The sequence below is a fragment of the Nocardioides sp. P4_G10 genome (assembly GCF_056401175.1).
Genome location: NZ_JBFUJV010000014.1, coordinates 112,008 through 122,198, shown reverse-complemented (window position 1 = coordinate 122,198; position 10,191 = coordinate 112,008). Strand labels below are relative to the sequence as shown.

The window sequence follows — 10,191 nt, the reverse complement described above, 5'->3', positions numbered from 1 at the left end:
CTGCTGCCCGGCCCGGCCCGAAGCCCGGCCCGAAGGCACCGGCCGCCGAGCCCAAGGCCCCGCCGGCCGAGCCCGAGGCACCTGCTGCCCCGGCAGCGAAGGCCCCGAGCCCCGCACCTCGCCCGGTCGGTCGTCCCGGCGCCCCGCGCCCGGGCAACAACCCGTTCGCCCCGAGCCAGGGCATGGGCCAGCGCCCCGCCCCGCGCACCGGTGGCGACGACAGCCGTCCGCCCCGTCCGCCGGCCGGCGGCGAGGGCCGTCCCGGCATGCCGCGCCCCAACCCGGCGATGATGCCGAAGTCCCCTGCGGCCTTCGGCAACGGTCCGGGCGGTCGTCCGGCCCGTGGCGGTCCCGGCGGCGGCCCTGGTGGCGGCCCCGGCCGTCCGGGTGCCCCCAGCCGTGGTGGCGCTCCGGGTCGTCCCGGCGCCGGCGCCCCCGGTGGTGCCCCCGGTCGTCCCGGTGGCTTCGGCCCGTCCGGTGGCGGTCGTCCCGGCGGCGGTCGTCCCGGCCAGCGTGGCCAGACCCAGGGTGCCTTCGGTCGCCCCGGTGGCCCGTCGCGCCGTGGTCGCAAGTCGAAGCGCGCCCGTCGTCAAGAGTTCGAGGCCATGGACGCCCCCACCCTGGGTGGCGTGCGGGTCCGCAAGGGCAACGGCGAGACCGTGCGTCTCCCGCGTGGCGCTTCGCTGACCGACTTCGCCGAGCGCATCAACGTGGACGCCGCTGCCCTCGTGCAGATGCTGTTCTCGCTCGGCGAGATGGTCACCTCGACCCAGTCGGTCGGTGACGAGACGTTCGAGCTGCTCGCCGAGGAGCTCAACTACGTCGTCCAGATCGTCTCTCCCGAGGACGAGGACCGCGAGCTGCTCGAGACGTTCGACCTCGAGTTCGGTGCCGACGAGGGCGACGAGTCCGACCTGGTCATCCGTCCGCCGGTCGTGACCGTCATGGGTCACGTCGACCACGGTAAGACCAAGCTCCTCGACGCGCTGCGTGACGCCAACGTGGTCGACAAGGAGGCCGGCGGCATCACTCAGCACATCGGTGCCTACCAGGTCCACACCGAGGTCGACGGCGACGACCGTCGCATCACCCTCATCGACACCCCGGGCCACGAGGCGTTCACCGCCATGCGTGCCCGTGGTGCCCAGGCCACCGACATCGCGATCCTGGTCGTCGCGGCCGACGACGGCGTCATGCCGCAGACGGTCGAGGCGCTCAACCACGCCAAGGCGGCCAACGTGCCGATCGTGGTGGCGGTCAACAAGATCGACAAGCCGGAGGCCGACTCCACCAAGGTCCGTGGCCAGCTCACCGAGTACGGCCTGATCCCCGAGGAGTACGGCGGCGACGCGATGTTCGTCGACGTCTCGGCCAAGGCCGGGCTCAACCTCGACAAGCTGCTCGAGGCCGTCGTCCTCACCGCCGACGCGTCGCTCGACCTGCGCGCCAACCCCGACCAGGACGCCCAGGGCCTCGTGGTCGAGGCTCACCTCGACCGCGGTCGCGGTCCGGTCGCCACGGTGCTCGTCCAGCGCGGAACCCTCCGCGTGGGCGACTCGATCGTGGCCGGTCCGGCGCACGGTCGTGTGCGCGCCATGCTCGACGAGCACGGCCAGGAGATCACCGAGGCCGACCCGTCGCGTCCGGCGATGGTGCTGGGTCTCTCGGCGGTGCCGGGTGCGGGCCAGAACTTCATCGTGGTCGAGGACGACCGCATGGCCCGCCAGATCGCCGAGAAGCGCGAGGCGCGCGAGCGGGCGGCCATGCAGGCCAAGCGTCGCGTGCGCCGCAGCCTCGAGGACTTCATGGCCTCCATGGAGAAGGGCGAGAGCCAGGAGCTCAACCTCATCCTCAAGGGCGACGTGTCCGGTTCGGTCGAGGCACTCGAGGACGCGCTGTCGCAGATCGACGTGGGCGACGAGGTGTCCCTGCGCGTGATCGACCGCGGTGTCGGTGCGATCACCGAGACCAACGTCGACCTCGCGGCCGCCTCCGACGCCATCATCATCGGCTTCAACGTCCGCCCGCAGGGCAAGGCGAGCCAGATGGCCGACAAGGAAGGTGTCGAGATCCGCTACTACTCGGTCATCTACCAGGCGATCGAGGAGATCGAGGCGGCGCTCAAGGGCATGCTCAAGCCCATCTACGAGGAGTCGACCCTCGGTCAGGCGGAGATCCGCGAGATCTTCCGCTCGTCCAAGGCCGGCAACATCGCGGGCTGCATGGTCACGTCGGGTCTCATCCGACGCAACGCCAAGGTGCGGGTCCTGCGCGACGGAGCGGTGGTGGCCGACAACCTCGACCTGTCCTCGCTGCGCCGCGAGAAGGACGACGCGTCCGAGGTCCGCGAGGGCTTCGAGTGCGGTCTGGTGCTCCGGAACTTCCAGGACATCAAGATCGGCGACATCGTCGAGGCGTTCGAGATGCGCGAGATCGCGCGCACCTGATCACCGAGCGGGCACCTCGTGCCCGTCTGTGTCACCGACCGGGCACTTCCTCGCGCACCAGCGCGAGGAGGTGCCCGGTCAGCACGTCCGGGCGCGAGGAAGTGCCCGGTCACCGAGTAGGAGAGACTGGAGCCATGACCAATCCCCGCGTCCGCAAGATCGCCGACCGGATCCAGGTGATCGTCGCCGAGATGCTCGAGCGTCGGATCAAGGACCCTCGCCTCGGCTTCGTCACCATCACCGACGTCCGCGTCACCGGTGACTCCCAGCAGGCCTCGGTCTTCTACACGGTGCTCGGCACCGAGGACGAGCTGGCCAGCACCGCCGCCGCCCTCGAGTCGGCCAAGGGCGTGATCCGCTCCGAGGTCGCCAAGCAGCTCGGCATGCGCATCGTGCCGTCGCTGACGTTCATCCCCGACGCCCTGCCCGAGAACGCCCGCGCCCTCGACGAGGTGCTGGCGCGCGCCAAGCAGCAGGACGAGGAGGTCGCCGCCCGTCGCGTCGAGGCGTACGCCGGCGAGGCCGACCCCTACAAGAAGCCCCGCGTTGCCGAGGACGAGCTCGACGACGAGGACGACGACCTCGACGACATCGACGACCTCGACGCCGAGGACGACCGCGCCTGATGGTCGACCCCGGTCTGGTCGTCGTCGACAAGGCCCCGGGCATGACCTCGCACGACGTGGTGGCCCGGGTACGCCGGCTCGCCGGCACCCGCAAGGTCGGCCACGCCGGCACGCTCGACCCGATGGCCACGGGCGTGCTCGTGCTGGGCGTGGACCGCGCCACCCGGCTGCTCGGCCACCTCATGCTCACGGAGAAGGCGTACGACGCCACGGTGCGGCTCGGGGTCTCGACGGCCACCGACGACGCCGAGGGTGAGGTCACCGCGTCCACCCCGGCGTCCCACCTGCAGCCGGGTCTGGTGCAGACGGAGCTCGAGGAGCTGGTCGGCGACATCCTCCAGGTCCCGACCGCGGTCTCCGCGATCAAGGTCGACGGCAAGCGGGCCTACCAGCGTGTCCGCGACGGTGAGCAGGTCGAGCTCAAGGCCCGGCCCGTGACGATCCACGAGCTGGTGGTGCACGACCAGCGCGTCGCCGGCGACTGGCTCGACGTCGACATCTCGGTGCGGTGCTCGTCGGGCACCTACATCCGCGCCATCGCGCGCGACGTCGGGGTGGCGCTCGGCGTGGGCGGCCACCTGACCGCGCTGCGGCGTACGGCCGTCGGGTCCTTCGACCTCTCCGTCGCCCGCACCCTCGAGCAGCTGACCGACGACTTCGCGGTCCTGCCGATCGCCGACGCCGCCCGCGCGAGCTTCGCCTCGGTCGACCTCGACGAGGACCAGGCCGGCGACGTCCGGGTGGGTCGTGGGCTCGACCTCACCCTCCCCGGGGACGGCCCCCACGCGGTGTTCGCGCCCGACGGGCAGTTCCTCGCGCTCTACGAGCAGCGCGGGCCGCAGGCCAGGCCGGTCGCGGTCTTCGTCTAGCCCGAGGGTGGGGAGGTCGGCGGGAGGTGTCCCGCCAGTAGGCTTCCCGGGTGCAGATCTGGCGAGACGTCGACGACGTGCCGGCCGACCTCGGCCGCACCGTGGTGAGCATCGGCAACTTCGACGGCGTGCACCTCGGGCACGCCCACGTGCTCCGCGAGGCGCGGGCCAGTGCCGCGCGCCTCGGCATCGACACGGTCGTGGCGGTGACGTTCGACCCGCACCCGATGGCGGTCCTGCGGCCCGAGCACGCCCCGCCGACCCTGACCTCGATCCACACGCGCGCCCGGCTGCTCGAGGGCGCCGGCGTCGACGCGATCCTGGTGATCGGCTTCGACCGCGAGATCGCGTCCTGGTCGCCGCTGGAGTTCATCGACCGGATCCTCGTCGACACGCTGCACGCCGGCGCGGTCGTCGTCGGCTCCAACTTCCGCTTCGGTGCCAAGGCCGCCGGCGAGGTCGCGACGTTGGTCGAGGCCGGGACGTCCCGCGACTTCGACACCGTCGGCGTGGCGCTCGACGGCGGACCGCAGGTGTGGAGCTCGACCTATGTCCGCCAGTGCCTGGCCACCGGTGACGTCGCCGGGGCGGCGGAGGCGTTGGGCCGACCGTTCACCGTCCGCGGCACCGTCGTCGAGGGCGACAAGCGTGGCCGCGAGATGGGCTACCCGACGGCCAACGTCCCGATCCCGCCCGTCGACGCGGCCCCCGCCGACGGCGTGTACGCCGGCCGGCTGACCCGGCTCGACACGGGGGAGACCTACCCCGCCGCGATCTCGGTCGGCACCAACCCGACCTTCGACGGCGAGCGGGACCGTCGCGTGGAGTCCTACGTCCTCGACCGTGACGACCTCGAGCTCTACGGCGTCGAGGTCGAGGTCGCCTTCGTCGACCGGCTGCGCGGGATGGTCAAGTTCGAGGGCATGGAGGCCCTCATCGAGACCATGCACGACGACGTACGCCGCGCCCGGGACCTCCTGGCGTGACGCGGCCCCACACCAGCGTCGAGGCCTGGTTCCTCTCGCACGGCCTGCCCTACTTCGTCGCCGAGGAGCGCGCCGCTGCCCGTGCCGGGCTGCGGCCCCGCCGCCTGGTCTCCCTGGCGCTCGTCCTCGTCCTGCTCGCTGCCGGCGTGGGGGCACTGGCCTGGGCCACCGACACGTCCTACGCCGTCGGCCCGGCGGTCTGGCTCTCGGCTGCGGGGCTCGCGCTGCTGTGGTACGCCGCGACCGCCCTGCACGCGCGCCCGATCCTGGGGTTCGCCCTCTCACGCACCCTGGGCAGCGTGCGCTTCCTGGTGCCGATGGCCTCGCGCGCACTGCCGCTGCTGCTCGTCTTCGTGACCTTCCTCTTCGTCAACGCCGAGGCGTGGCAGATGACCACGAACCTCCCGTTCGGACTGCTGTGGTTCACGGTCCTGCTGATGTTCGGCCTGGCGGTGCTGTTCCTGCTCGTGCGGCTGCCCGAGGAGGTCGACCGGGTCGACGACGAGGTGGATGACGACTTCGTCGTGCGCGCCTGCGCCGGCACGCCGCTGGAACAGGCGAGCCGGGAGGTCGCCGCGGACCCGAGCATCGACCCGCAGGACCACGCGCAGGTCTCCGGCTTCGAGCGCTGGAACCTCATCCTCGTGCTGCTGGTCATCCAGACCGTGCAGGTGCTGCTGCTCTCGGTGACGGTGTTCGTGTTCTTCATGCTGTTCGGCTCGTTGGTGATGGAGACGGAGACCCAGCTGGCCTGGACCGGCGCGGACACCGTCGGCCAGGCTCCGCTGCTGTCCCACGTCTCGCTGTCGCTGGTGAAGGTCTCGCTGTTCCTCGCGTCGTTCAGCGGCTTCTACTTCACGGTCTCTGCCGTCACCGACGACACCTACCGCCGGCAGTTCTTCTCCGTGGTCGAGAGCCAGCTCGCGCGGGCCGTCGGGATGCGCGCGGTCTACCTCGCCACCCGGGAGCGGGACGGCCACGGCGCCTGACCGGTGTGCCGAGCCCGGACACGCGCGTGGGCGGTGCCCCAGCCACCTCTCCGACGTACGGAATGTGGCTGGCGCACCGCCCACGACGGTGAAGCTGAGGTCAGGCGTCGAGGTCCTGCTCGACCAGCGCGGCGATCGTGTCGACCGCGGCCTGGTCGTCACCGGCGACCTCGACCGTGTCACCGTTGCCGGCGCCCAGGGTCATGATCATCAGCGAGGAGCTCGCGTCGACGCCGTTGATGGTGACGTCCGAGCCGAGCTCGGCGGCCTTCTCGGCGATGATCGCGGCGGGACGGGCGTGGAGGCCGACGGCGGAGCCGACGACGACGGACTTGCTGGGCATGGTTCTCCTCAAGGGTATGGACTGGGGTCGGGACGGGGTCGGACGGGTGACGGTGCTCAGACAGTAGCGACGTCGGTGTCGGGCTTGCCGATGCTCTTGAGCGCGATGACGGCGAAGGCACCGACGACCACGCCCGCGGCGAGCGCGATCAGGTAGCCGAGGACGTTCTCGACGGCGAACAGCACGAAGATCCCTCCGTGCGGGGCGCGCACGCCGACCTCCATCGCCATCGACAGCCCGCCCGTGACGGCGCTGCCGGCCATGATGCCCGGGATGACGCGCAGCGGGTCGGCCGCGGCGAAGGGGATGGCACCCTCGGTGATGAACGACAGTCCCAGCAGCCAGCCGGCCTTCCCGTTCTCGCGCTCGGGGATGCTGAACAGCCCGGGCCGGACGACGGTGGCCAGCGCCAGGGCGATCGGCGGGACCATGCCCGCCAGCATGACCGCGGCCATGATCTGGAGCTCGGGTGCGTCGCTGGCCAGGGACGCGCCCCCGACACCGACGGCGGCAAAGGTGTAGGCGACCTTGTTGAGCGGACCGCCCATGTCGAACGCCATCATCAGGCCAAGGACGATCCCGAGGAGGATCGCGCTGCTTCCCGACATCGAGTTGAGCCCCTCGGTCAGCTGCTCCATGAGCCAGGAGATCGGCCTGCCCAGCACGATCAGCATCGTCAGGCCGGCCAGCACCGACGCGAACAGCGGGATGACCAGGACCGGCATCAGGCCGCGGGCCCAGGTCGGCACCTTCCAGCTCGCGATCCAGTGGGCCGCGATGCCGGCCAGGGCGCCGCCGATCATCGCGCCGATGAACCCGGTGGCCGGGTAGGCGACGCCGTCGGAGGTCTGCACGTTGAACAGGTTGGCCGAGAGGCCACCGAGGACGAAGCCCGGTGCGATGCCGGGGCGGTCGGCGATCGCGTAGGCGATGTATCCGCCCAGGGCTGGCAGGAACAGCGCGAAGGCCGTCTTGCCGATGATGAAGAAGAGCGCCCCTATGTAGGCCATCAGTCCGGAGTTGAACAGCGCGTGGTCGAGCCCCAGTGCCTCGGGGTCGGGGAGGTTGAAGAGGCCGTTGTTGACGGCGATGTCGCCGTAGGGTCCGACGATCTCGTAGCCACCGAGCAGGAAGCTGAGAGCGATCAGCAGACCGCCCGCGGCCACGAACGGGATCATGTAGGAGACGCCGGTCATCAGGACCCGCCGGACGCGCCCACCCCACGACTCCTCGGCCACGACGCCACCCCCGCCCGAGGCCTCGCCCTCCACGCGCGGCGACCCCGCTGGATCGGCGGCGTAGCGCAGCGCCTCCGCGATCATCGCGTCGGCATCGTCGATCGGGCGCTTCACGCTCGAGCTCACCATCGGCTTCCCGGCGAACCGGCCACGGTCGCGCACGCCGACGTCGACGGCGAAGATCACCGCGCCGGCGCGGGCGATCGTGTCGTGCGGCAGCGGCGTGGCACCCACCGAGCCCTGGGTCTCGACCGCGATGTCGACCCCGGCGCGCTCAGCGGCGGCCTCCAGGGCCTCGGCGGCCATGTAGGTGTGTGCGATGCCGGTCGGGCACGCCGTGACGGCGACGAGCGACGTCGTGGCGGGAGCAGCGGTGGCTGTCGCGGCAGGAGCCGCGGCGCCGGCGTGCTGCCCGGCGGCGGTCGTCTCCCCGCCACCGGCGACGGCTGCTCCGGCGGGCGCACCGGACGCCGGGGCGGCGTGCTTCGGGGCCGGCGCGGGCTCGCCGAGCTCGTGGGCGACCAGGTCGACGACCTCCTCGTCGGTCTCCGCGGCCCGGAGCGCGTCGGTGAAGGCGGGCTTGACCAGGGCGCGGGCCAGCTTGGTGAGGATGGTGAGGTGGTCGGCGTCGCCGCCGGCCGGCGCGGCGATGAGGAACGCCAGGTCGGCCGGGCCGTCCTTGGCGCCGAAGTCGACGGGCGGCTCGAGGCGCGCGAAGGCGAGCGTCGGCACCTCGACCCCGGCCGTGCGGCAGTGCGGGATCGCGATGCCGCCCGGGAGACCGGTGGCGGAGGTGGACTCGCGCGCGAACGCGTCCTCGATGAGCTGGTCCTTGCTGGTGGCTCGGCCGGCGTCGTCCACGACGCCGGCGAGGGCGCGGATGACGTCGTGCTTGTCCGAGCCCCAGTCGGCTCCCAGCCGGACGAGGTCGGTGGTGATCAGTGAGGTCATGCTGTGCCTCCCGTGGAGGGGGTGAGGGCGGTGACTCCGACGAGCTCCGTGCGGAGCTGCGACGGTTGGGGGATGGTGGTGCCGGGGAGCCCTGCGGCGGCGCTGCCGTAGGCGACGGCCAGTGCGAGGCGCTCCGGGGCGGGCAGCCCCCGGATGTCGCCGAGCAGGTAGCCGAAGAGGCTGGAGTCGCCGGCACCGACGGTGCTGACGACTGTGGTGGGGGGCGGGGTCGCGTGCCAGGCGCCGTCGGGCGTCACGAGCACGGCGCCGTTGCCGCCGAGGGTGGCCAGCACGGCTCCGACGCCGCGTTCGATGAGCTGGCGGGCGGCCGCCGCGGTCGCGCGGGGGTCGGACTCCAGCTCATCGGCGTCGCCGCCGGTGAAGGAGGCGAGCTCCTCGCCGTTGGGCTTCATCAGGTCGGGCGCGGAGTCCGGCAGCGCGTCGACGAGCGCCTGCAGCGGGGCCTCGCTGGTGTCGACGGCCACGCGGCCGCCCACCTCGCGCAGTCGTCGTACGAGCTCGGCGTAGAACCCGGGAGGGGCGCCTGCGGGCAACGACCCGGCGAGCACCGTCCAGTCGGCGCTCGAGGCGCGGACCAGCACGGCCTGCGCCATCAGCTCGAGGTGGAGCGGGAGCACGGCGGCGCCGGGGGAGTTGAGCTTGGTCGTCGTGCCGTCGGGCTCGGTGATCGTGAGGTTGACCCGTACGTCGCCGGCGGGTCGCACCGGCCGGCAGTCGATGCCCGCGCCCAGCAGCTCGATGACGAAGGCATCGTCCTTGGCGGCGGGTACGACGGCGATGCTGGGGATGTCGGCGGTGACGGCGGCCCGGGAGATGTTGACGCCCTTGCCTCCCGCCTGCGAGGTCACCGACGCCACCCGGTGCACCTGGCCGCGAGCCAGCTCGCCGTCCAGGGCGACCGTGCGGTCGATGCTGGGGTTGGGGGTGAGGGTGAGGATCATGCGACCACCACCTCGATCCCGGCGCTCTCGAGCGCCCGGAGGTCCGCCGGCTCCACGTCGCTGTCGGTGACGAGGACGTCGAGGCTGTCGAGGGTCGCGAACCGCACGGCCGTCTCGACGCCGAGCTTGGTGGAGTCCGCGAGCACGACGGTCTTGCGCGCGCAGGCGATCATCGCCCGCTTGCTCGCCGCCTCGTCGCTGTCGGGGGTGGTGAGCCCGTGGCCGACGGTCAGGCCGTTGGTGGCGATGAACGCCACGTCGGCGCGGAGGTCCGCCAGGGCGGCGACCGTCTCGGCTCCGACCGCGGCGTGGGTCGTGGGCCGCACCTTGCCCGGCAGCAGGTGGAGCTCGATCTGGGGCAGCCCGGCCAGGCGGGTCGCGACCGGCACGGCGTGGGTGATGACGGTCAGCCGGTGGTCGCGGGGGAGGGCGGCGGCGAAGCGCGCGGTGGTGCTGCCCGCGTCGATCACGATGACCGAGTCCGGGGGCGGCAGCAGGGAGACGGCTGCATTGGCGATGGCCTCCTTGGCCTGCGTGTTGGACTGGTCGCGCTCACCGATGCCTGACTCGATGACGGTGAGGGAGCCGGCCGGGACCGCGCCGCCGTGGACGCGTCGGACCAGTCCCATCCGGTCGAGCGTGGACAGGTCGCGGCGCACGGTCTCGGTGGTGACCTCGAACTGCTCGGCCAGCTGGACCACCGAGAGCCGGCCGCGCCGACTGATCAGGTGGGCCATCGCCTGCTGGCGCTCTTCCGCGTACATCCGGTCCACCTTCCAG

Annotated in this window: 9 protein-coding genes; 5 read left to right on the top strand and 4 right to left on the bottom strand. The window is 72.2% G+C overall.

Annotated features, from left to right (window positions below):
* The 5 genes from infB to AC1DP1_RS15280 form a co-directional block, all read left to right on the top strand.
* The coding region (gene infB / locus AC1DP1_RS15300; protein WP_477507529.1) for a translation initiation factor IF-2 at window positions 1-2,447 on the top strand (2,447 nt) is incomplete at its 5' end.
* Between the two features lie 134 nt (window positions 2,448-2,581).
* Complete coding sequence (gene rbfA, locus AC1DP1_RS15295; protein WP_477507528.1) at window positions 2,582-3,073, top strand: 30S ribosome-binding factor RbfA; 492 nt, start codon at window positions 2,582-2,584, stop codon at window positions 3,071-3,073.
* Window positions 3,073-3,942 (top strand): tRNA pseudouridine(55) synthase TruB, encoded by an 870-nt coding sequence (truB, locus tag AC1DP1_RS15290; RefSeq protein ID WP_477507527.1) that lies wholly within the window; start codon window positions 3,073-3,075, stop codon window positions 3,940-3,942. The genes rbfA and truB overlap by 1 nt, the downstream gene beginning before the upstream one ends.
* A gap of 50 nt (window positions 3,943-3,992) precedes the next feature.
* The gene (locus AC1DP1_RS15285) at window positions 3,993-4,928 is read left to right on the top strand and encodes a bifunctional riboflavin kinase/FAD synthetase (protein ID WP_477507526.1); all 936 of its coding nucleotides are present in this window, start codon (window positions 3,993-3,995) and stop codon (window positions 4,926-4,928) included.
* Window positions 4,925-5,917, top strand: coding sequence for a hypothetical protein (locus AC1DP1_RS15280; protein ID WP_477507525.1), 993 nt, complete (start codon window positions 4,925-4,927; stop codon window positions 5,915-5,917). The genes AC1DP1_RS15285 and AC1DP1_RS15280 overlap by 4 nt, the downstream gene beginning before the upstream one ends.
* 100 nt (window positions 5,918-6,017) lie before the next feature.
* Here AC1DP1_RS15280 and AC1DP1_RS15275 read toward each other — a convergent pair whose 3' ends face one another.
* Genes AC1DP1_RS15275 through AC1DP1_RS15260 form a run of 4 tightly spaced genes read right to left on the bottom strand, consistent with a single transcriptional unit; the run spans window position 6,018 to window position 10,175 of the window.
* Window positions 6,018-6,260 carry an HPr family phosphocarrier protein gene (locus AC1DP1_RS15275; protein ID WP_135840713.1) on the bottom strand — a complete coding sequence of 81 codons (243 nt, stop codon included), beginning with the start codon at window positions 6,258-6,260 and terminating at the stop codon, window positions 6,018-6,020.
* Between the two features lie 56 nt (window positions 6,261-6,316).
* A complete protein-coding gene (locus tag AC1DP1_RS15270) occupies window positions 6,317-8,449 on the bottom strand; it encodes a PTS fructose transporter subunit IIABC (protein WP_477507524.1) in 2,133 nt (710 codons plus the stop codon).
* The gene (locus tag AC1DP1_RS15265) at window positions 8,446-9,411 is read right to left on the bottom strand and encodes a 1-phosphofructokinase family hexose kinase (RefSeq protein WP_457191028.1); all 966 of its coding nucleotides are present in this window, start codon (window positions 9,409-9,411) and stop codon (window positions 8,446-8,448) included. The genes AC1DP1_RS15270 and AC1DP1_RS15265 overlap by 4 nt, the downstream gene beginning before the upstream one ends.
* The gene (locus AC1DP1_RS15260) at window positions 9,408-10,175 is read right to left on the bottom strand and encodes a DeoR/GlpR family DNA-binding transcription regulator (protein ID WP_457191026.1); all 768 of its coding nucleotides are present in this window, start codon (window positions 10,173-10,175) and stop codon (window positions 9,408-9,410) included. The genes AC1DP1_RS15265 and AC1DP1_RS15260 overlap by 4 nt, the downstream gene beginning before the upstream one ends.
* Window positions 10,176-10,191 lie beyond the last annotated feature (16 nt).

Excerpts from the sequence above, each read along its gene's own strand:
- rbfA (WP_477507528.1), top strand. The coding sequence starts at position 2,582 with ATGACCAATCCCCGCGTCCGCAAGATCGCCGACCGGATCCAGGTGATC.
- truB (WP_477507527.1), top strand. The coding sequence starts at position 3,073 with ATGGTCGACCCCGGTCTGGTCGTCGTCGACAAGGCCCCGGGCATGACC.
- AC1DP1_RS15275 (WP_135840713.1), bottom strand. The coding sequence starts at position 6,260 with ATGCCCAGCAAGTCCGTCGTCGTCGGCTCCGCCGTCGGCCTCCACGCC.
- AC1DP1_RS15270 (WP_477507524.1), bottom strand. The coding sequence starts at position 8,449 with ATGACCTCACTGATCACCACCGACCTCGTCCGGCTGGGAGCCGACTGG.
- AC1DP1_RS15265 (WP_457191028.1), bottom strand. The coding sequence starts at position 9,411 with ATGATCCTCACCCTCACCCCCAACCCCAGCATCGACCGCACGGTCGCC.
- AC1DP1_RS15260 (WP_457191026.1), bottom strand. The coding sequence starts at position 10,175 with ATGTACGCGGAAGAGCGCCAGCAGGCGATGGCCCACCTGATCAGTCGG.